Source organism: Streptomyces sp. ME02-8801-2C (genome assembly GCF_033793965.1).
GTDB lineage: Bacteria > Actinomycetota > Actinomycetes > Streptomycetales > Streptomycetaceae > Streptomyces.
Genome location: NZ_JARAXP010000002.1, coordinates 341,424 through 362,544, shown reverse-complemented (window position 1 = coordinate 362,544; position 21,121 = coordinate 341,424). Strand labels below are relative to the sequence as shown.

Genomic DNA, 21,121 nt, shown 5'->3' with positions numbered 1-21,121 from the left:
TCATGGCTCTCACCCAGTCGGACATCGACGTCGAGGTCAGCGACCTCCAGGACGCCTACGACAAGGCGGTCGCCGAAGGCGCCCCCATACAGAACCATCCGCCGCGCGACTACGCCCCCTACCGCAGTTCGGTGCTGCGGCATCCGAAGCAGCCGCTGGTCGCGGTGCACGGCGGGGACCCGGAGACGGTCGAGCTGTCAGGGCCGGTGTTCGGGGTCACCGACATCACCGACATCGACAGCGACCTCACGATCCAGCACCAGGGCGAGCCGCTCGGTGAGCGCATCACCGTGTCCGGACGTCTCCTCGACCGCAGCGGACGGCCCGTACGCGGCCAGCTGATCGAGTTGTGGCAGGCCAACGCCTCCGGCCGGTACGCGCATCTGCGGGACCAGCACCCAGCGCCGCTCGACCCCAACTTCACCGGTGTGGGACGAGTCCTGACGGATGATCAGGGACGGTACAGGTTCACCACGATCAAGCCGGGCGCGTACCCGTGGCGCAACCACACCAACGCCTGGCGGCCCGCGCACATCCACTTCTCGGTGTTCGGCACCGCGTTCACCCAGCGGCTCGTGACGCAGATGTACTTCCCGAACGACCCGCTGTTCCGCTACGACCCGATCCTGCGCTCGGTGACCGACGAGGCCGCGCGCAACCGTCTGGTCGCCGAGTACAACCACGACCTGTCCCAGCCCGAGTTCTCCCTCGGCTACGAGTGGGACATCGTGCTCGACGGTCCCTCCGCCACCTGGATCGAAGAAGGCCGCGACTGATGAGCGTCTCCCCTGCCTCTCCCGTGACCCCGGAGAACCTTCTCCCCACCCCCTCCCACACCGTGGGCCCCTTCTACGGCTACGCGCTCCCCTTCCCCGAGGGCGAGCAGGTCGCGCCCAAGGGCCACCCGGACACGCTCACCCTCCACGGGTACGTCCTGGACGGCGAGGGCAACCCGATCCCCGACGCCCTGCTGGAGTTCTGGCAGGCGGCGCCCGACGGCTCCCTCGCCGGCGCCCCCGGTTCGCTGCGCCGCGACCCGGTGACGGGCGGTTTCCTGGGCCGCAACGGCACCGACTTCACCGGCTTCGGGCGGGTCGCCACGGACGCCGACGGGCACTACACGCTGTACACGCTGCCGCCGGGCAACCCCGGCCTGCCGTACATCAGCGTGTGTGTGTTCGCGCGCGGGCTGCTGACCCACCTGTACACGCGTGCGTATCTGGCGGACGGCGCCGATCCGCTGCTCGACTCCCTGCCGGCCGAGCGGCGCGCCACGCTGGTCGCCGCCGAGGGCGAGCGGCGCACGTACCGTTTCGACATCCGCCTTCAGGGCGAGGGCGAAACGGTCTTCCTGGAGTTCGAGTGACACCACCTGCCGATGCCGAGTCCGCCGCCGACACCGGCCTGCTCTCCCCCGGGTGGGCCGGTTCCCCGGCGGCATCCGCGACGAGCGACACCGCGTATCTGCGGGCGCTGCTCGACGCGGAGGCCGCGCTGACCCGGGCGCAGGCCGGGCTGGGCCTCGCGCCCATGGAGGCGGCCACGGCGGTCGACACGGCCGGCCGGCGGGCCTCCGCCTTCGACGTGCGGTCGATCGCGCTGCGCGCCCGGGCCGGCGGCAACCCCGTGATCCCCCTGGTCGCGGACCTGACGGCGGCGGTCGGCGCGGAGTACGGGCCGTACGTGCACCGGGGTGCGACCAGCCAGGACATCCTGGACACGGCGACGATGCTGGTCGCCGCCCGCACCCTGGACCTGGTCCTCGCCGACCTCGACCGCACCGCACGGGCCCTGGCCCGGCTGGCGGCCGCCCACCGCGACACCGCGATGCCGGGCCGCACGCTCACCCAGCACGCCGTACCGACGACGTTCGGTCTGAAGGCGGCGGGCTGGCGTTCGCTGGTGCTCGACGCACGGGACCGTGTGACGACCGTACGCGACAGCCTCCCCGCCCAACTCGGGGGCGCGGCAGGCACCTTGGCCGCGTTCACCGTGTTCGGCGCGGGCGACGCACCGGTGGACACCGGTGCCCTGGTCGCCGCCTACTCCCGTGAACTCGGCCTCGCCGAGCCGGTGTTGCCCTGGCACACCCTGCGCACGCCCATCGCGGACCTTGCCGGGGCGCTCGCGTTCACGGCCGGCGCTCTCGGGAAGCTCGCCGCCGATGTGCTGACGCTGGCCCGTACCGAGATCGCCGAGGTTTCCGAGGGCACCGGCGGGGGGTCGTCCGCGATGCCGCACAAGGCGAATCCCGTGCGGTCGACACTGATCGCCACCGCGGCCCGGCGCGCACCGCAGCTCGCGGCCACGCTGTACGGGGCCCTGGTCGCCGAGGACGAGCGGCCGGCCGGCGCCTGGCACGCCGAGTGGGAGCCGCTCAGGGAGCTGCTCCGAGTCGTCGGGGGCGCCGCCCGGGATGCCGTGGAGCTGATGGAAGGGCTGCGGGTGCATCCGGACGTGATGCGTCAACACCTGGGCCTCACCCATGGGTTGATCGTCTCCGAGCGGCTGGCCGCCGAACTCGCGCCGGTCCTGGGCCGGGCCCGCGCGAAGGCCCTGCTCACCGAAGTGGCCGCCCGCACCTACGCCGAGGGGCGACCGCTCCCCGAACTCCTCGCCGAGGAGCCGGAGTTGAAGGACCTTTCGCTCGACGACCTGACCGATCCCGCCCGTTACACCGGTTCCGCCGAAATCCTCACCGACCGCGCTCTGGAGCGACCGTGACCGACAAGCTGCCGCACCACCGCGTCGAGGGCTCCGCCACCGCTCCCCCGCTGTTCCTCGGACCCTCGCTCGGAACGTCGTACGCCCTCTGGGACAAGGTGGCCCCCGAGCTGTCCGTCAGTCACCGCGTGGTCCGCTGGGACCTGCCCGGGCACGGGGGTTCGGCGCCCGGGCTGATCGGGCCGGGCGCCACGGTCGGTGATCTGGCCGCGCTCGTGCTGGCGCTCGCCGACTCCCTCGGGATCGACCGATTCGCCTACGCGGGCGTGTCGTTGGGCGGTGCGGTGGGTCTGCATCTGGCCGTCCACCACCCGGAGCGGGTGTCGTCGCTGGCCGTCCTGTGCTCCTCGGCCCACTTCAACGGCAGCAAGCCGTGGGAGGAACGGGCCGCCCTGGTACGGAGCGAGGGGCTGGCGGAGCTCGCGAAGAGCGCCGACGCACGCTGGTTCACGCCCGGGTTCACGGTGCCGGAGCTGGTCGCCGACCACCGGAACGCCGATCCGGAGGCGTACGCCGCCTGCTGCGACGCGCTCGGCGCCTTCGACCTGCGCGACCGGCTGGCCGAGATCGACGTGCCCACCCTGCTCGTCGCCGGGCGGCAGGATCCGGCCACTCCCCCGGCCCATCTGCGGGAGATCGCGGACGCCGTGCCGGGTGCCACCCTCGTCGAACTGCCGGGCGCCTCGCATCTGGCGGTCGCGCAGTGCCCGGAGGCCGTACTGGCCGCGCTGCGCCCGCACTTCGGAGCGGCGCCCCGGCGGGGCATGGAGGTGCGTCGGCAGGTCCTCGGCGACGCGCACGTGGACCGGGCGCAGGAGCGGCAGACGCCCTTCACGGCCCGCTTCCAGGACTTCATCTCGCGCTACGCGTGGGGCGAGATCTGGACCGACCCGACGCTCACCCGGCGCGAGCGCAGCATGATCACGCTCACTGCCCTGGTCGCGCACGGCCACTACGACGAGCTGGCGATGCACGTCCGCGCGGCCCGCCGCAACGGGCTCACCCCCGAGGAGATCGGCGCGGTGCTGCTCCAGACGGCCGTGTACTGCGGGGTTCCCGCGGCCAACTCGGCGTTCGCGGCGGCGCAGCGCGTACTGGCGGAAGAAGACAGCGCGGCAGAGGACGGCGCGCAAGGGTGACCCCGCTGGTCGTAGGCCCAGCAGCATCTCGTGCGTGGCCGCGTCCCGTGCCTACGCTGGGGGTATGTCCACTGTCCTGATCACCGGCGCCACTTCGGGGCTCGGCCGGTACGTCGCCTTCGAGCTGGTCCGCGCGGGTCACACCGTTCTCGCCCATGGGCGCGACCCCGTGCGCACCGAGCGGCTTGTCACCGAGCTACGGGCCGAGGGCGCGGCCGAGGGGTTCGTGGCGGACCTGGCCTCGCTGGCCGCCGCACGGGAGCTGGGCGCCCGGGTGTCCGCCGCGCACGCGAGTCTCGACGTGCTCGTCAACAACGCGGGGGTCGGCGCCGGTCCACGCGGTGCGGGCCGTGAACTGAGCGTCGACGGGCACGAGTTGCGGCTCGCGGTGAACTATCTCGCGCCCGTCGTCCTCACCCGCGCGCTGCTGCCGGTGCTGCGTGCGGGCGCGCCCGCGCGGATCGTGAACGTCGGTTCGGCCGGCCAGGCGCCGCTGGACTTCGACGATCCCGAACTCACCCGCGGCTACAGCGGAACGACCGCGTACGTCCGGAGCAAGTTCGCGCTCGCCGCCCACACCTTCACCCTGGCCGAGGAGTTGGCGCCGTCGGACATCTCCGTCAACGTGCTGCACCCCGCGACCTACATGGACACCACCATGGTCCGCGAGGCCGGGGTCACCCCCTGGTCGAGTGTCGCCGACGGCGCCGAGGCCGTTCTGGCGCTGGTGACCCGGGAGTCGGGCAGCGGACGCTATTTCGACGGTACGAGCCCGTCGCGGGCGCACGAGGACACGTACGACGAGGGAGTGCGAGGGCGCCTGGAGAGGGTCACGGAGGAGTTGCTCCGGGTCTGACCGCCTCTGCCGGGCGCCCCGTGGGTCAGCGCAGTCCGCGGCCGTTGTCCAGGACCTCCCGCGCCTGGGCGACCAGGCCGTCCGCACCGCACGACTTGGCCAGCGTCAGACCGCGCTGGATCTCGGCGACGGAGCGGGCGGCGATGCCGTACTCGACGCGGGCCGCCGCGTGTTCGTACTGGCAGGGTGACGCCTCCAGGTAGGCGACCGCCTGGGCCGCCAGGCGTACCGCGCGCTGGCCCGTCTCCAGGGACGCGGCGCAGCGAAGGGCCTCGCCGATGGCGGTGTCCGTGCCGAAGCGCTCGGCGTGCCGGCGGGCGTCGGTGGCCAGCACCGCGGCGCGCAGCGGGTCCTCCGTGGCCAGGGCGCGGGCGAGGTCGACGGCCCAGGTGGCGAGCACCGGGTTGTGGAAGCCCCGCGCGGTCGCCGCCTTCTCCGCGGCCTCCAGTTCGTTGATGCCCTCCTTGGTGCGGCCGACCGCGATGAGCAGTCTGCCGCGTACGGCGCGGGGTTCGGGCAGCACGATGGTGGACGGGTAGGGCGGGGCGAAGCCGTACTGCTCGGCGACCGACCAGGCCTCCTCCACATGGCCGCGGGCGAGGAGCGTGTCGACGAGGTTGCAGATCGCCGACCAGTACAGGGGCAGGCCGCGCCCGACTCGTTCGGCGAGCCGCAGGGACTCGCGCAACGACGTCTCGGCCTCTCTGAGGCGTCCCCGCCTGCGGTGGCCCAGACCGACGTAGGCATGGGCGAGGGAGAGGTGGCCGCCGCTCCAGCCCGCCGTCTCGTAGGCGCGCAGGGCGTCCATGAAGAGGGACTCGGCGCGGTCGAGGCGGTCGGTGTACACATACGCGCAGGCCAGCATCATCAGCAGCTCGAGGCCCCACTCGGGGTCGGTCCAGCCGAGTCCGGGTGCGAGGCGGCCGTTGACGAGAGCCCGGTCGCACACCTCCACGACCTCCTCGGCGTTCTCGCCGTGGGTCATGGCGTCGAAGCCGCGCAGGATGAGCAACGCGCGCTCGGAGTTGTCCCGGCCCGTGCAGGGGCGGGCGAGGTCGGCGAGGCGCTCGGAGCGGCCCGGCACGGGCACGTCGCCTCCGTAGATGCCCTCCCACATGAAGTGCACGGCCTGCAGCCGCATCCGGTACGGGCCCGGTTCGTGCCGGGCGGCCTCCGTCTCGACCGTGCGGATGGCCGCCTCCAACTGGTCGTTGTGCAGCAGGGCCTGGGAGAGCCTGACGACCGCGTCGACACGCTTGCCGCCCTCGAGGCCGGGCATCGCGAGCGCCGTCTGGAGGTGGCCGATGGTGGTGGCGGGCGCGGTGAGGAGGGTGGCGCAGCCCAGTTCGTAGAGCACATGGGCATGGCTCTCGGGGCGGGGCGGTTCCAGCAGGGCGCGCTCCAGACAGCGGCGGGCCGCGTCCGGCGCGCCGACCGCCTGGTGCTCGCGGGCGGCCTCGCGCAGCTGGTCGACGAGTTCCTCGTCGTCGTCCGGATACACATGGAGGAGGTGGTGGGAGGCCGCGGCGGCGCCGAGCCCGGACTCGGTGACGACCTGGGCCGCGATGCCGTGCATGGCGGTGCGCATGCCGTCCGGAATGGAGTCGTAGACGGCTGTGGCGATCAGCGGGTGGACGAACTCCAGCTCGCTGTCGGTCGCCTGACCGGACGTCAGATCCGGTTCGGTGAGGATGCGTTCGGCGCAGAGGAGGTTGGCGCAGCGGTAGGCCTCGTTGGGGCCGAGGGTGGCCAGCCGTGCCACGAGGTCCACGGTGATGCCCGTACCGAGAATGGCCGCCGCCTGGGCGAAGCGGGTGGCCGCGACGCCCAGTTCCTGAAGGCGGGCGACGAGGCCGCCGCCGCGCGCCGAGTGGTTCAGTGCGCGCAGTTCGCCGCAGGAGGCCTCGACCGGGGCGAGTCCGGCGCCCTGGACCTTGACCAGGAGTTCGACGGTCTCGTACGGGTTGCCGCCGGTGACGGCCCACACCTCGCGGCAGAACGGGGCGTCGGCGTGCGGGCCGAGGGTGGCGCGGGTGAGACCGGCGGAGGCCGCCGGAGTCAGGGCGTCGAGCGCGTCGACGGGAGCGGCCGTCCCGGCGATCGCCTCGAGGTACTCGGCGCGGGCGCCGGTGGCCTCGTCGGGCCGGTGCGCGACGACGACCAGGACGGACAGGTCGTCGAGCCGCTCGGCGAACGCGGCCAGCCAGCGCAGGGTCTCCTGGTCGGCCCAGTGGGCGTCGTCGATGAGCAGGACGAGCGGCCAGTCGCGCTTGGCGAGCCGTCGCACGGCCGCCACCAGGCCGTCGCACACGCCCTGCGGGTCGGCCTGGCGCTCACCGGGTTCGGTGATGCCGAGGGCGGGGCCCGCGATGTCGTACCAGTCGCCCAGGTACTCGCGGGCCTCCTCCGGCATCAGCGACAGCAGGGCGGGTTGCAGTAACTGCCGTACGACGTTGAAGGGGACGGACCTGAGGGTCTCGCCACCGCGCACCGACCACACCGTGCAGTTGCGCCGTTCGGCGACGCGCCGGGTGTGGGCCATCAGCGCGGTCTTGCCGAGGCCCGCCTCACCGATGAAGAGCAGCAGACTGCCCGAGGAGGAGTTGTCGACACACAACGCGTCGATCGCCTGTTCGACGGCGGCGACCTGTGTCTCACGCTCCCACAGGGCGGCAGAGCCGGCCGTCCCGGGCCGTTCCTCCGTCATCCCGCTACCTCCCCAAGTCGCCTGAACGACGTACAGAACCTGAGAGTAGCCGTCCGGCTGTCGCCGTGGAGGGGGGTCCGCGCAGACTCCGCCGGGACGAGCGACAGGGTGGGCGACAGCGCGACGCGACGGGCTCGCCGGCTGCCGTGGCGAGAGTCGTCGCCAGTCATCGGTGGCGGTGTTCCGACGGCTCGTATCCCGTTATCTCGGCATCTCGGACCGCCTTTCCACGCCGTTCCCGGCGGAAAGGGCAGTCCTCTCATCCACCTTTCACACGAGCCTCATACGGTGGGGGCATGACGCAGGAGACTCCACCCGGCTGGTATCCCGACCCCGGGCAGACAAGTGACGGCCCCGCCACCGAGCGCTGGTGGGACGGCAAGGCATGGACGGAACAGACGCGCCCCGAGGGCTCGGCCGCCGCCTGGGGTCCACCGGTGCTGGCCACCGGCGGGTATCCGGCGTATCCGGACCACCCGCCGACGGGCACCCGGCGCGGGCTTCGCACGGGCATAGCCGTCGCGGTGGCGATAGCCGTCCTCGCCGGCATAGGCGGCGGCGTGTACGCGCTGACCAAGGACGACGGCGGCAGCAATGTGAGCTCACAGGTGCCGGGCGGGCAGGGCGGAAACGGCGGCCAGAACGGCGGCGGCCAGGGCGGTCCCGACGGCGGCACCGGGGGCGGGCCGGGCGGGCGGACGCCGGATCCGCAGCGGACGGAGCCCTCGGAGAGTCCGAGGATCGACAGCGGTTCGGTGCCCGACTCGACCAACGGGATCAGCATCCCGATCCCCGACGGCTGGTACGGCCAGTCGATCACCGTGGGCGGGCAGGTGACCTCCGACAGCTCGTACAAGTGCCCGGGCGACACGACGAAGACGTGCACGAAGGGCGGGGCGTACTCGGCGCCCGCGCTGGCGCTGGGCACCCCGGGCAGCACGGCCGAGGCGGTCGCCAAGGCGGACATCGAGGCCAACGCCGAGGAGTCGTACGGCGGTACGACCTACGGGAAGATCACCTCGCACGACGTACTGGCCACCAAGGCGGTCACCGTGGCCGGGCAGAAGGGCTATCTGGTCCGCTGGAAGGCGGTCACGAGCAAGGGAGCGGACGGCATCGTCGAGTCGCTGGCCTTCCCGGCGCCGTCGAACCCCCGCCAGATCGTCGTCGTCCGCTTCGGCATCGACGCCGACCAGAAGGAGTCGCTGATCGACCAGATAACGGCGGGCATCAAGGTCTCGTCGGTGGGCGGCAGCGGGCAGGACGTCTGATCCGCGGCCGGTCCCCCGGCAGTGGATCGGCCGGGTGGAGCGCCTCTCCGCTCAAGAGGAACCCCACCCGGCCGGGGGGTGCGCGCCGCCCCCGTCCCCACGGGTCGGCGCGGACAGGTCACCGTCCGGTGGATGCCACGGACGGCGGCCTGCGTCTCAGGTGACGCCGAGTGCGGGCAGCACCGCGGCGTCCACGAATCCGACGAGGTAGTCCGGGTCGGCGTATCGTCCCTCCAGCATCGGGCGCACGCGCAGGACGCCCATCATCTGCGCCGGCACGTACTTGAGCGCCGGATGGTCGGCCGGCACCTCGCCCCGCTCGACCGCGCGGCGGATCATCTCGCCGAACGCGCACACCTCGGGTTCGACGAGCGCCTCGCGCAGCGCCTCCCGGAGATCGGGGTCCTGCATGACGGCATGTCCGAGGGCCTGCATCAGCTGGGTGTCGTGTCCCGACCACTCGCCCGCCGCCCGCGCCGCCGCGCGCAGGTCCCCGGCGAGGGTCCCCGTGTCGACGTCGGCGAAGCGGGCGCACCGGTTGGCGCGCAGCGCGGCGGCCACGAACTGCGGTTTCGTCTTCCACTGCCGGTAGAGCGTCGACTTGCTGCAGCGTGCGCTGGCGGCGACGCCCTCCATGGTCAGCGCCTCGTATCCGCACTCGCGGATCTGGCGGAGCACCGCGTCGAAGTACTCCTGCTCACGCTCCGGCGTGATCTTGGAGCGGCGCGAGGCGACGCCCGGTTCCGGCGGTCCCTCCACGGCCTGCGACGTCATGTCCGTGCTCCTCTTCCTGGCCGGTCCTGCCGTTCGTGTCGGGCAGCCCGGTGGCTTATTCCCGATTTCAGTGTGTCGTAAGTCCATCGATACGGGAGTGTACCGGAACGGATCCGTTTCGGTACACTCCCGTATCGGTACACCAACGTATCGATGAGCGGACCGCCCCTGGAGACGAGTTCACGCCCATAAGCACTACCGAAGGGGTCGGGAGATGGAAGCCCGCACCGAGGCCGCCGAGACGGAGCCCGCCGGTATACGACGGCCGCCGCTCGTCCGTGAACTCCTGCTGGTCGCGGGACTGTTCCTCGTCTACAAACTCGGCCGGCAGTTGGCGACCGGGCACACCGCCGAGGCCTTCCACAACGCGGACCGCGTCTGGGACTGGGAGCGCGCTCTGCACCTCCCCGGCGAGGGCGCCGTCCAGTCGGCGCTGGTGCACAGCGACACCGCGATCCATCTCGCGAACACCTACTACGCGACCGTGCACTTCCCCGCCACCGTCGCTTTCCTGGTCTGGCTCTACCTCCGGCGCCCCACGCACTACGTCTGGGCCCGCCGGGTCCTCGCCCTGGTCACCGGAGCGGCCCTGGTGATCCATCTCACCTTCCCCCTCGCCCCGCCGCGACTGCTGGGCGAGGCCGGCCTCATCGACACCGGCCAGGTGTTCGGACCGACGGTCTACGGCGCCTCGCCCGAGGCGGACACCCTGTCCAACCAGTTCGCGGCGATGCCCTCACTGCACTTCGGGTGGGCCCTGATGGTGGCGATCGGCCTGATCGTCGCGACCCGCTCCCGCTGGCGCTGGCTGTGGCTGCTGCATCCACTGGTGACGCTGCTGGTGATCGTCGGTACGGCGAACCACTACTGGCTCGACGCGCTCGTGGCCTCCGCGCTGCTGGGTATCGCTCTCGCGGTCGTCCACCTGCCGCACCGCACCGAGTCGACCGCACGCCAGGGCAGCCCGCTCGTCCCGGCCGAAGAGCCCGTCCTCGTGGGAGCGGGCCGATGAACGCCGCCACACTCGCCGCCGTCGTCCTCTCCCTCTTCTCCGCCGTCGCCTACGCCTCCGCGGCTGTCGCGCAGGAACGGCTCGCCTCCCGCAACGCCGGGGCGGGGCTGCGCCGGCTGATCTCGACCGGCGCCTGGTGGGGCTCGGTGCTGCTCAACGCGGCGGGCGCGCTGCTGCACGTGGTCGCCCTCAAGTACGGTCCGCTCACGGTGGTGCAGCCGCTGGGCGCACTCACCCTGGTCGCCGCGGTGCCGTTGGGCGCGCGGGTCGCCGGCCGGCGGGTCAGCGTGGTGGAGTGGCGCGGTACCGCACTGACGCTGCTCGGCCTGGCGGCGATCCTGGTCACGGCGTCCGGTCCGGCGCCCGAGGACGTGTTGAGTCTCCCGCAGGCCCTCGCGGTCGCGGGTACGACGATGCTGGTGATCGGGGTGCTGGCCCGGCCCGGCGCCCGGCCCGGACTGCGGCACGCGAGCGCGTCGGGCATCGCGTCCGGGGTGGCCTCGGCGCTCACCCAGACCGTCACGGTCGCGGCGACGGCCGGCTCGGACTCGCTCCCCGGCTGGCAGGTGATCGGGGTGGCGCTGCTGGTCGCGGCGTTCGCGGCCGGCGGGCTGATCCTGTCCCAGACCGCCTACCGGGGTGGCCTCGGCGGTCCGCTGGCCCTGGTGACGCTGGCGAACCCGGTCTCCGCGGCGGTGATCGGCCTGGCGCTGCTCGGCGAGCGGCTCCAGGGCGCCGCCGCGGGTCTGCTGCTGGCGCTGGCGGGCGCGGGGCTCGCGGGGTGGGGTGTGGTGGCGCTGTCGCGGTCGACGCCGGAGCCGGTTCCGGCTTCCGTCCCGGTGGCTCCGGAGCGCGTCGTGATTCCGTCCCCGGCTTCGGCCGGCGCCTCAACCGGCGCTTCGGTGCTGGACGACGAGGAGCATCCGGTGGCGTCGGTCCTGGCGCTGGAGGCCCGTTCGGCGCCCGTCGAACCGTCGTTGCTGCCCCGGCGGCCTGCGGAGCCGGGGCATCTCACCTCGCTGTGAACCGACCGGCCCCTGTGAACACACCCGTGAACAGGGGCCTCGGTCGCGCTCTGTGAACCGAAGCGTCGCTGTGAACCGACTCGACGGCTGTGAACCGACCCGTCAGCCCAGACCCCGTGAATCCTGCTTCAGCGCCGTGTCGACGGTCAGCGCCGTCGCCACCACGAGGCTCAGCAGAGGCTCGGGCAGCTGGTAGTGGATCTGCAGGACGTAGTTGTCCGAGGTGGTGAACATCGTCTTCGCCAGACCTTCCCAGGTCTTGGTGATGCGGGCGACCTCGTTCTCCGCGTGGTCGACGATCGCGAAGTTCCAGGCCCGCCAGTTCTCCGCCTTGATCGCGCCGACCTGCTGACCACCCGCGTTGATCGCGAAGTTGATCTTCCCGATCATGTTCTGCTGGACGATCTCACCGACCGGCGAACCGTCCGGACGCTGCACGATCACCCGGGACTTCAGGAACTTGCGGGGGCGCGTCAGCAACAGCACCGGCTGCCCGTGGGCGTCCCGGATCTCCAGCTTGTGCGTCATGAACTGGTCGAGGCTGGAGACGAAGCGCAGGATCTTCTTCAGCACGCTCTGGCCGACCTGGACGACCGAGCCGAGGTCCCGGCCGTGCTGGTCCATGACCTTGTACTCGTTGGTCAGCTCGATCAGCTTGGCCTTCTGGTTCACCACCAGCACCGGCTCGCTGAACAACGTGCCGCCCCCGGCCCCACCCGCCGCGACCCCGGCCTGCTGCTGCACCTGCCGCTGCACACGCGGGTCACCGGCGGCGGCCGGCTGCGTCGGCCCGAACCCCTTCTGGGGCCCGCCGAATCCCTGCTGGGCCGGCTGCGCGGGCTGCGCCGGAGCCGCCTGCGGCTGCTGCTGGGCCGGGGCCTGCTGCGCCTGCTGCTGGTCGCTGTTGGTGTGCTCGGTCCACCGGGAACCGTCCCAGTATCGGAGCGTCTGCGGCGCTCCATTCGGATCCGCGTACCAACCTGCAGGTATGTTCGATTGCGTGGTCACCGGGGCACACTACCGTGGCGTGGCTGCGTGACAACCATGTCCCGGTCAAAGCGTCCCCGGCTCCACCCGCCCCCCCGTGTGCGGACTCTCAGCAGGTCACGATCGCCGGATCGCTCACACCCGCCCGGCCGTTCTCCACGTGCCCGGCGAACCGGCGCAGGAAGGACGCGTCCGACACCGAGGTGACGGTCAGGTCGTACCACCGCCTGCTCGCCCCCAGGTCCACCCGGTGCCGCACGGTCGCGCCGGCCCGTACCGAGATCGTGCGCGGGTGTCCCCCGTACCCGCTGCTCAGCTTCAACTCCACAGTCTTGGAGCTCTTGTTGGTGAGGGTCAGCTCGAGGTCGTCGCCGGTGTGGCGTGCGGTCACCTCGGGTCCGGCGGCGCCCTTGCCGCGCCCCTTGAAGACGCGCAGGAAGCCGTTCGGGCCGTGCACCGTCAGGTCGTGGGCGTCCTTCGAGTACGCCGAGTTCCAGGTGTCGGAGACGTTCTTGCCGGCTTCGGTGGTGTACGCCCACGGGCCGTCGGTGCGGTTGCCGGAGGTGACCAGGAACGCGGCGCCGGCGTGGGCGCCGGAGGCGAAGGAGAGCGTGAACTTCCCGGCCGCGAGGTCGGCCGAACCGTCCACGTGGGGCGCGTACTTGAGCGGGCGGGCCGGACGCAGGCCGCGCTCCTGCCGGGGCAGGACCGGGTGGGCGGGCGGGACCGGGACGTAGTCGGGGTGGCGGTCCCTGTCCGGCGGCGCGTAGCCGTCGGTGTCGGGGAGGGCGACCGGCCTGGTGTCCTTGCGGGAGAAGTCGAAGGCGGCCGTCAGATCGCCGCAGACCGCGCGCCGCCAGGGCGAGATGTTGGGCTCGTGCACGCCGAACCGGCTCTCCATGAACCGGATGATCGAGGTGTGGTCGAGTGTCTCCGAGCAGACGAACCCGCCCTTGCTCCAGGGCGAGACGACCAGCATCGGCACCCGCTGCCCGAGACCGTAGGTGCCGGCCGCGTGGCTGCTGTCGCCCTTGAAGAGGTCCGGGCCGACGTCGACGGTCGACTTGCCCTGCGCGGCCGACTGCGGCGGGAACGGCGGCACGAGGTGGTCGAAGAACCCGTCGTTCTCGTCGTACGTGATGAACAGGGCCGTCTTCGCCCACACCTCGGGGTCGGAGGTGAGCGCGTCCAGGACCTGGGAGATGTACCAGGCGCCGTAGTTCGCGGGCCAGTTGGGGTGCTCGGTGAATGCCTCGGGGGCGACGATCCAGGAGACCTGCGGCAGCTTGCCCCCTGCCACGTCCGCCTTGAGCTGGTCGAAGAAGCCCTCGCCCTTGCGGGCGTCGGTGCCGGTGCGGGCCTTGTCGTAGAGGGGGTCGCCGGGCTTGGCGTCGCGGTACTGGTTGAAGTAGAGGAGCGAGTTGTCGCCGTAGTTGCCCCGGTAGGCGTCCTGGATCCAGCCCCAGGAGCCGGCCGCGTCGAGCCCGTCGCCGACGTCCTGGTAGATCTTCCAGGACACGCCCGCCTTCTCGAGGCGTTCCGGGTACGTCGTCCAGCCGTACCCCTCCTCGTCGTTGCCGAGGACGGGGCCGCCGCCCAGCTCGTCGTTGCCCGTGTAGCCCGTCCACATGTAGTACCGGTTCGGGTCGGTGGAGCCGATGAACGAGCAGTGGTACGCGTCGCAGATGGTGAAGGAGTCGGCCAGCGCGTAGTGGAACGGGATGTCCTGGCGGTTGAGATAGGCCATGGTCGTCGACGACTTGGCCTGGATCCACTTGTCGTACTTGCCGTTGTTGAAGGCGACGTGGCCGTCGCTCCAGCCGTGCGGGAGGTCCTGGATGAAGGCCAGCCCCAGGTCGTCGGCGTCCGGCCGGAAGGGCAGCACGTCCTTGGTGCCGTCCGACTGGTGCCACACCGACTTGCCGTTCCCCTGGCTGACCGGATGCGGGTCCCCGAAGCCCCGGACACCGCGCAGCGAACCGAAGTAGTGGTCGAAGGACCGGTTCTCCTGCATCAGGACGACGATGTGCTCGACATCCTCGATCGTCCCGGTGCGGTGGTGCGCGGGGAGGGCGGCGGCGCGCTCGATGCTGCTGGAGAGAGCGGTGAACGCCGTGGTCGCGCCCGCGAGTTGGAGGAAGCGGCGCCGATTGACTTCGGACATGACGGGGTGACCTCTCGTCCTGGGGAATACGCGCGGTTGGAGTGTTGCAAGAGCACCAAACGACAGGGAAGTGCCTGATGACGCTGGTGTGAAAGTCGGGAGTACGCAAGGTGTGTTGAACAGAGCTTGAACCGACCGAACAAGGAGGAGGGCGACGGGAGACCTTCGCGTTACCGACCGCACATGCCAGGTGATTTCTGAATGTTCCTGGATCATGCGATGCCACAGGATTCCTACACCTCGCATTTGCGGCAGTAGTATCGGTGCGTGCCTGTCCGTGAGAAGCAGAGGGAGTAGCCCCGTGATGACCCGTTCCGCTCGCCGGACCCGCCGGACCCTGCAGGTGGCCGGCGTGAGCGTCGCCGCGCTGCTGGCGGTGAGCGCCTGCTCCTCCTCCGACGACTCGTCGGCGAAGCCGGGCTCCCCCGCGTCGGGGTCCTCCGTGCCGAAGCTGTCCGGCGCGGTGACCGTGTTCGCCGCCGCGTCTCTCAAGGAGAGCTTCACGACGCTGGGCAAGACGTTCGAGAAGAAGTACCCCGGCACGAAGGTCACCTTCAGCTTCGGCGGCAGCGACTCCCTCGCCGCGAGCATCACCGGCGGCGCCCCGGCCGATGTGTTCGCCTCCGCCAGCCCCAAGACGATGAAGATCGTCACCGACGCGAAGGACGCCGACGGGACCCCGGTCACCTTCGTCCGCAACCAGCTGGAGATCGCCACCCTGCCGGGCAACCCCGACAAGATCGCCTCTCTCAAGGACCTCACCAAGTCCGGCTTGAAGGTTGTCCTCTGCGACAAGGAGGTGCCGTGCGGTGCCGCCGCCCAGAAGGCCCTCGACGCAAGCGGCCTGAAGCTCACGCCGGTGTCGTACGAGCAGGACGTCAAGAGCGCTTTGACGAAGGTCGAGCTGAAGGAGGCCGACGCCTCCGTCGTCTACAGGACCGATGTCAACGCGGCAGGTGACAAAGTGGAGGGTGTGGAGTTCCCCGAGTCGGCCCAGGCCGTCAACGACTATCCGATCGTCCTGCTCAAGGACGCGCCGCACGCGGACACCGCGAAGGCCTTCATCGAGCTGGTCCGGTCCGCCGCGGGCCAGCAGGTTCTGACCGGCGCGGGATTCCTCAAGCCGTGACCGGACCCGACGACGCCCGCGCCGCGGCCGACACCCTGACCGGTGGCGGACCGCGGCGCGGGCGTGTCCGAGGCGGGTCCAGGGACCGGGGCCCGGGCAAGGGCCGGGCCCGGGGCCGTCGGTCGGCCGTGCCGGTTCCGCTCCTTGTTCCCGCGCTCGCGGGTCTGGCGTTCCTTCTCCTGCCGCTGATCGCGTTGCTGGTACGGACTCCCTGGCGCACGCTGCCCGACCAACTGACCAGCCCCGAGGTGTGGCAGGCTCTGCGACTGTCCCTGTTCTGCGCCACCGCGGCGACGGTGGTGAGTGTGGTGCTGGGCGTCCCGCTCGCCTGGCTGCTGGCCCGCACCGAGTTCCGCGGCCGCGGTCTCGTACGGGCGCTGGTGACGCTGCCGCTGGTGCTGCCGCCGGTCGTCGGGGGTGTGGCGCTGCTGCTCGCCCTCGGGCGCAACGGGGTCGTCGGGCAGTGGCTGGACTCGTGGTTCGGAATCACGCTGCCGTTCACCACGGCGGGCGTGGTGGTCGCGGAGGCGTTCGTCGCGATGCCGTTCCTGGTCATCAGTGTCGAGGGCACACTCCGGGCCGCCGATCCGCGCTACGAGGAGGCCGCCACGACGCTGGGCGCCTCCCGCTTCACCGCGTTCCGCCGGGTCACCCTGCCGCTCATCGCCCCCGGGGTCGCGGCCGGCGCGGTCCTGGCCTGGGCGCGGGCGCTGGGCGAGTTCGGGGCGACGATCACCTTCGCGGGCAACTTTCCGGGCCGTACGCAGACGATGCCGCTGGCGGTCTATCTGGCCCTGCAGAGCGACCCGGCCGCCGCCATCGCCCTGAGCCTGGTCCTGCTCGCCGTCTCGATCGCGGTCCTGGCCGGGCTGCGCGACCGTTGGATGACCCCGTCATGACCTTCATGGACGAAACGAAGTCCCGCCTCGCCCCCGGTTCGGACAACGCGTCCGACGGGGGGCTCGATGCCCACGTCGTCGTCGACCGGGGCTCCTTCCGGCTCGACGTCAAGCTGACCGCTGCGCCCGGCGATGTCGTGGCGCTGCTCGGGCCCAACGGCGCCGGCAAGACCACCGCGCTGCGCGCCCTGGCGGGGCTCACCCCGCTCGACGACGGCCATCTACGGCTGGACGGGGTGGAGTTGGAGCGTACGCCGCCCGAGTCCCGGCCGGTCGGCGTCGTCTTCCAGGACTACCTGCTCTTTCCCCATCTCACCGCCCTCGACAACGTCGCCTTCGGTCCGCGCTGCCGGGGGGCGAGCAAGGCGGAGGCCCGAGCGACGGCCGCCGAGTGGCTGGAGCGGATGGGGCTCACCGACCAGGCCGGCGCCAAGCCGCGCAGGCTCTCCGGCGGCCAGGCCCAGCGCGTCGCCCTCGCCCGCGCCCTGGCGACCCGGCCCCGACTGCTGCTCCTCGACGAACCGCTGGCCGCGCTGGACGCCCGAACGCGCCTCGAAGTCCGCGCCCAACTCCGGCACCACCTGGCCGACTTCGAGGCCGTGGCGGTCCTGGTCACGCACGATCCGCTGGACGCGATGGTGCTCGCGGACCGGCTGGTGGTCGTCGAACACGGCCGGGTCGTACAGGAGGGGCCGCCGCAGGACATCGCGCGCCGGCCGCGCACCGACTACATCGCCCGACTCGTCGGCCTCAACCTCTACCCGGGCCAGGCGCAGGGCCACACCGTCACACTGGACACCGGGCCGGCGATCACCACCACCGAGGAGCTCACCGGCCCGGTCTTCGTCGCCTTCCCGCCCGGCGCCGTGACCCTGTACCGCCACCGGCCGACCGGGTCCAGCGCCCGTAACCTGTGGCGCTGCGAGGTGGCCGGCCTGGAGACCCACGGCGACCAGATCCGTGCGAACCTCACCGGCGAACTCCCCCTCGCCGCCGACCTCACCACCATCGCCGCGGCCGAACTCGATCTGCGTCCGGGTGCCGAGGTCTGGGCGACCGTCAAGGCGACACAGACCCACGCGTACCCGGCCTGACCGGGACCCGACCCCCGGCCCGGTTAGCGTGAGCCTCACACCGCCCAAAAGCACATATTCCGCACCTTCTCCCCTGTGAGGCGTACCGCCATGAGTCTGAGCATCCGCAACCAGATCCCCGGCACCGTCATCGCCGTCACCACCGGAGAGGTCATGGCCACCGTCAAGGTCCGCCTCGACGGTGGCCAGGAGATCACCGCCGCGATCACCCGGGACTCCGTCAGGGATCTCGGCCTGACCGCGGGCACGGCCGTGCGCGCCCTGGTCAAGTCGACGGAGGTCTCCCTCGCCACGGCCGCGGTCGAGGGCGTCTCCATCCGCAATCAGCTCCCCGGTACGGTCGCCGACCTCACCACGGGCGTCGCCATGGCGTCCGTCAAGGTCACCGTCGCGGGCGGCTCACTCACGGCCGCGATCACCACGGACGCCGTGAACGACCTGGGCCTGACGGCCGGTTCGCCGGTCGTCGCCCTGATCAAGTCGACCGAGATCTCCCTCGCGACGGGGTGAGTGTCCGGTCGCCGAGGATGAATGGGCCGCTCGGCGACCGCGGCCCGCGCCCCCAGGAGTTTCCGGCGCAGACCTCTCACCGCTGCCGCTGCCGCAGGCAGGCTGTGGTGCACCCCGTGGCCGACGCGGCACGACGGAGGTCCGGTCATCGGGCGCTCCGCGACTCGTCGTTCGGCCGGTCGGGCACGACTCCCGTCGGCACCGCCATCGCCGGCTCGGTGGCTCGGTGGCTCGGTGGCTCCGGGCGGTCGTTGTCGCCCACCGTCGCCCGAGACCGCCGGAGCCAGCCCCTCCGGCAGCCCGCGACGGCATGCCCCGGTGTCAGCAGGTCGGTACGCCGGGGAGCCAGGCCTCTCCCTTGATGTAGATGTTCGTCATCCAGGAACCGTTCGTCAGCTTGGACCAGGCGTCATTGGTGTAGCCGTCGGCCGTCACTTCCTGGGCGTGCGCCTGGCAGACCACGTTGACCGTGGTCGGCTGCGCGAAGTAGTCGACCACACCGGCGTTGACGTTCGGCTCACTGTGCGTACGGACCCCGGTCCCCCAGGTCTGGAACGGCTTGCTGCCGTTCGCCGGCGGCGGGGTGCTGCTGCCGCCGCAGTCCGGAATGCCGGGCAGCGACGCCGGGCCCTTGATGTAGATGTTCGTCAACCAGGAACCGTCGGCCAGCTTGGACCAGATGTCGTTGGTGTAGCCCTCGGCGGTGACGCTCTCCGCGTGCTGCTGGCACTGGACGGACACCTGGGTCGGTCCGGCGAAGGTGTCCACCACCGCACCGTTCACACTCGGCGTGCGGTGGGTCCGTACTCCCGTGCCCCACGTCTCGAAGGTCGTACCGCCGTTCGCGGGCGGTGGGATGGGGGTGCCCGACCCGTTGATCCGGATCGCGCCCGCGTAGTCGCCGCCGGTACGCACGGGCGCGACCCGGATGTGGGTGCCCGATTCGAACGCCTCGACCATCTGCCCGCCGCCCAGGTAGATGGCGACGTGATGGACGTGCCCCTTGCCCCAGAACATCAGATCGCCCGGCAGCAGGGGGGCGCTGCCCTGCGCGGCGGAGAAGCGGGCCGAGGCCTGTGAGCTGTGGAACTGGTCGTCGGCCGTGCCGTTGAGCAGGTCCTTGCCGGTGGCCTGCGCGTACGCGTAGCGCACCAGGCCGGAGCAGTCGAAGCCCTTGCGCTCGCCGTCGTGGAGGCTGTCGGGGTCCGAGCCGTCGTAGAAGCCGTAACTGGCGCCCGGCGTGGCTCCGTGCCCGCCGCCCCAGCTGTACCAGACGCCGATCTGCGAACAGGCGGCGTTCACGGCGGCCTGCGCGGTGGCGGAGGCACCCTGAGCGAGGACACCGCAGGTGGCGGCCGGCGCCGCGTGGGCCGGAGCGGAGAGGAACGCGGACAGGGCGAGGACCGAGGCCCCCAGGAACGCGGCGCTGGTCCGGCGACGCGTATCGCTGATCTTCAAGTAACTCTTCCTTCTGGTGGGTGACGTCACCGGACGGACCGGAGACGGCGGTGGTGGACAGACGTGCCGCTCCCCACCCCCGTGGGGGGAGCGGCACGGGTCTGGAGCGGGAATCCGACGACGGGCCGGGACAGCCCGCGGTGTTCACGGTGGTCCCCCTCGGTCGGCCTGTGTCACGTGGAGAGCGTCGCGGACCTCGCTGCAAATGCTCTGCAAATCGCCTGCATGAGGACCGACGAACTCTGCATGTCACTCGTCGGTGATCCGGTCACGGCAGGAACGACGGCTCTCACGACGTCGTCGTATGACCGCCGGGGACAGCGAAAGATTCTCCGGTCCGAGGGCATACGGACGCGCTCCACGACGCGTCAACGGCTCGAAAGCAACACGTTCGTTCGAGAGAGCCCCGGGAGGCACCCATGCACCGCTGGACCTTGGCCCTGCTGACCGCGGGTCTGCTGGCCACGACGGCGACCGGCTGTGCGGGCGACACCGCGTCGGCCCCCGCTGCGGCCGACGCCGGCCCGCGCAGGGTCGAGGGCACGCCGCGCGAGACGCTGCAACTCGCCGAACAGCTCCTCATCAAGGAGTGCATGGAGAAGCAGGGACACGAGTACTGGGTCGAGCCTCCCGATCCCGAGAACCTCTCGACCCGGTTCCCCTACGTCGTCGACGACTTGGCATGGGCGAAGGCCCACGGCTACGGCACGGACCTGCGGCTCGCCGACGACGCCAGGGCCCGGAGCAACCCCAACCAGCGGTACTTCCGTTCCAAGCCGGCGAAGACCAGGGCCGTCCTGGTGGTCGCCATCAACGGGGCGCGGCCGGAAGGGCTTTCGGTCCGGCTGCCCAACGGCATGGAGATCACCCACAGCGACCAGGGCTGCCAGTCCACCGCCCAACGGCAGTTGTACTCCGACCTCCAGGCCTGGTTCCGGGCCACCCGGGTCGCCGACAGCCTGGCCGACACGCGCATCGGCCTGGTGATGAACGACAAGCGCTACAAGGCGGCCGTCGAACCGTGGGCGCGCTGCATGCGCGGCCAGGGGTACACCTACACCGGCCCCGGGCAGACCCGTGCCGCCGCCACCCAGCCGTCAACTCCCTGGCCGCGTGCCAAGGAGGTCCGGCTCGCCTCTGCGGAGGCGCGCTGCGCCCTCTCCAGCGGCCTGTCGTCCGTGGCGAAGGCCCTGGACACCGAGTACCGCGACGAGTTGCGGCGCCGCCACCCCAGGGAGTCGGCCGATCTCGCACGCCTCAAGCACGAGGCGCTGCCCCGGGCCCGCGCGATCGTCGCACGCGGCGACTGAGCGCGGCCCGCTCCCCCACAGACCTCCACGGCCCCGAGCCGTGGTCGCACCATCCCGCTCAA

The 21,121-nt window shown here is 71.6% G+C and carries 18 protein-coding genes; 13 read left to right on the top strand and 5 right to left on the bottom strand.

Annotated elements, in window-relative coordinates:
* The first annotated feature begins 2 nt into the window (after positions 1 to 2).
* The 5 genes from pcaH to PV396_RS06245 all read left to right on the top strand — a co-directional run bounded on the left by pcaH (position 3) and on the right by PV396_RS06245 (position 4,719).
* Positions 3 to 776, top strand: a complete 774-nt coding sequence (gene pcaH, locus PV396_RS06265) for a protocatechuate 3,4-dioxygenase subunit beta (RefSeq protein ID WP_319201249.1) — start codon at positions 3 to 5, stop codon at positions 774 to 776.
* Positions 776 to 1,366 carry a protocatechuate 3,4-dioxygenase subunit alpha gene (gene pcaG, locus PV396_RS06260; protein ID WP_319201247.1) on the top strand — a complete coding sequence of 197 codons (591 nt, stop codon included), beginning with the start codon at positions 776 to 778 and terminating at the stop codon, positions 1,364 to 1,366. The genes pcaH and pcaG overlap by 1 nt, the downstream gene beginning before the upstream one ends.
* Entirely contained in the window at positions 1,363 to 2,724 is a 1,362-nt protein-coding gene (pcaB, locus tag PV396_RS06255) for a 3-carboxy-cis,cis-muconate cycloisomerase (protein WP_319201245.1), read from the top strand. Before pcaG ends, pcaB begins: the two co-directional genes overlap by 4 nt.
* Positions 2,721 to 3,863: a 3-oxoadipate enol-lactonase gene (gene pcaD, locus PV396_RS06250; RefSeq protein WP_319201243.1), complete on the top strand. Its 1,143-nt coding sequence runs from the start codon at positions 2,721 to 2,723 to the stop codon at positions 3,861 to 3,863. Before pcaB ends, pcaD begins: the two co-directional genes overlap by 4 nt.
* A 64-nt stretch (positions 3,864 to 3,927) precedes the next feature.
* On the top strand, positions 3,928 to 4,719 hold the full coding sequence (locus PV396_RS06245; RefSeq protein WP_319201241.1) for an SDR family NAD(P)-dependent oxidoreductase: 792 nt from the start codon (positions 3,928 to 3,930) through the stop codon (positions 4,717 to 4,719).
* Between the two features lie 25 nt (positions 4,720 to 4,744).
* Here the strand turns inward: PV396_RS06245 and PV396_RS06240 are convergent, their stop codons facing one another.
* Complete coding sequence (locus PV396_RS06240; protein WP_319201239.1) at positions 4,745 to 7,426, bottom strand: ATP-binding protein; 2,682 nt, start codon at positions 7,424 to 7,426, stop codon at positions 4,745 to 4,747.
* A 296-nt stretch (positions 7,427 to 7,722) separates the two neighbouring features.
* Between PV396_RS06240 and PV396_RS06235 the strand changes: the two genes are divergently transcribed.
* A complete protein-coding gene (locus PV396_RS06235) occupies positions 7,723 to 8,697 on the top strand; it encodes a DUF2510 domain-containing protein (protein WP_319201237.1) in 975 nt (324 codons plus the stop codon).
* Between the two features lie 156 nt (positions 8,698 to 8,853).
* Here the strand turns inward: PV396_RS06235 and PV396_RS06230 are convergent, their stop codons facing one another.
* A complete protein-coding gene (locus PV396_RS06230; RefSeq protein ID WP_319201236.1) occupies positions 8,854 to 9,471 on the bottom strand; it encodes a TetR/AcrR family transcriptional regulator in 618 nt (205 codons plus the stop codon).
* Positions 9,472 to 9,685: 214 nt separating this feature from the next.
* Here PV396_RS06230 and PV396_RS06225 point away from each other — a divergent pair, with 214 nt between their 5' ends.
* A complete protein-coding gene (locus PV396_RS06225; RefSeq protein WP_319201233.1) occupies positions 9,686 to 10,483 on the top strand; it encodes a phosphatase PAP2 family protein in 798 nt (265 codons plus the stop codon).
* Positions 10,480 to 11,508 (top strand): hypothetical protein, encoded by a 1,029-nt coding sequence (locus PV396_RS06220; protein WP_319201231.1) that lies wholly within the window; start codon positions 10,480 to 10,482, stop codon positions 11,506 to 11,508. The genes PV396_RS06225 and PV396_RS06220 overlap by 4 nt, the downstream gene beginning before the upstream one ends.
* 102 nt (positions 11,509 to 11,610) lie before the next feature.
* Here the strand turns inward: PV396_RS06220 and PV396_RS06215 are convergent, their stop codons facing one another.
* Positions 11,611 to 12,516, bottom strand: a complete 906-nt coding sequence (locus tag PV396_RS06215; protein ID WP_319201229.1) for a phospholipid scramblase-related protein — start codon at positions 12,514 to 12,516, stop codon at positions 11,611 to 11,613.
* Between the two features lie 88 nt (positions 12,517 to 12,604).
* Positions 12,605 to 14,659 carry a phosphocholine-specific phospholipase C gene (locus PV396_RS06210; RefSeq protein WP_319201227.1) on the bottom strand — a complete coding sequence of 685 codons (2,055 nt, stop codon included), beginning with the start codon at positions 14,657 to 14,659 and terminating at the stop codon, positions 12,605 to 12,607.
* Between the two features lie 304 nt (positions 14,660 to 14,963).
* Between PV396_RS06210 and modA the strand changes: the two genes are divergently transcribed.
* The 4 genes from modA (at position 14,964) to PV396_RS06190 (ending at position 18,291) form a co-directional block, all read left to right on the top strand.
* Positions 14,964 to 15,788, top strand: a complete 825-nt coding sequence (gene modA / locus PV396_RS06205; RefSeq protein ID WP_319201225.1) for a molybdate ABC transporter substrate-binding protein — start codon at positions 14,964 to 14,966, stop codon at positions 15,786 to 15,788.
* The gene (gene modB, locus PV396_RS06200) at positions 15,785 to 16,687 is read left to right on the top strand and encodes a molybdate ABC transporter permease subunit (RefSeq protein ID WP_319201223.1); all 903 of its coding nucleotides are present in this window, start codon (positions 15,785 to 15,787) and stop codon (positions 16,685 to 16,687) included. The genes modA and modB overlap by 4 nt, the downstream gene beginning before the upstream one ends.
* Positions 16,684 to 17,781: an ABC transporter ATP-binding protein gene (locus PV396_RS06195; protein WP_416071344.1), complete on the top strand. Its 1,098-nt coding sequence runs from the start codon at positions 16,684 to 16,686 to the stop codon at positions 17,779 to 17,781. The genes modB and PV396_RS06195 overlap by 4 nt, the downstream gene beginning before the upstream one ends.
* Before the next feature lie 90 nt (positions 17,782 to 17,871).
* Positions 17,872 to 18,291 (top strand): TOBE domain-containing protein, encoded by a 420-nt coding sequence (locus PV396_RS06190; RefSeq protein WP_319201219.1) that lies wholly within the window; start codon positions 17,872 to 17,874, stop codon positions 18,289 to 18,291.
* A gap of 321 nt (positions 18,292 to 18,612) precedes the next feature.
* Here PV396_RS06190 and PV396_RS06185 read toward each other — a convergent pair whose 3' ends face one another.
* The gene (locus PV396_RS06185) at positions 18,613 to 19,749 is read right to left on the bottom strand and encodes a C40 family peptidase (protein ID WP_319201217.1); all 1,137 of its coding nucleotides are present in this window, start codon (positions 19,747 to 19,749) and stop codon (positions 18,613 to 18,615) included.
* 419 nt (positions 19,750 to 20,168) lie between these two features.
* Between PV396_RS06185 and PV396_RS06180 the strand changes: the two genes are divergently transcribed.
* The gene (locus PV396_RS06180) at positions 20,169 to 21,059 is read left to right on the top strand and encodes a hypothetical protein (RefSeq protein ID WP_319201215.1); all 891 of its coding nucleotides are present in this window, start codon (positions 20,169 to 20,171) and stop codon (positions 21,057 to 21,059) included.
* The last annotated feature ends 62 nt before the right edge of the window (positions 21,060 to 21,121 follow it).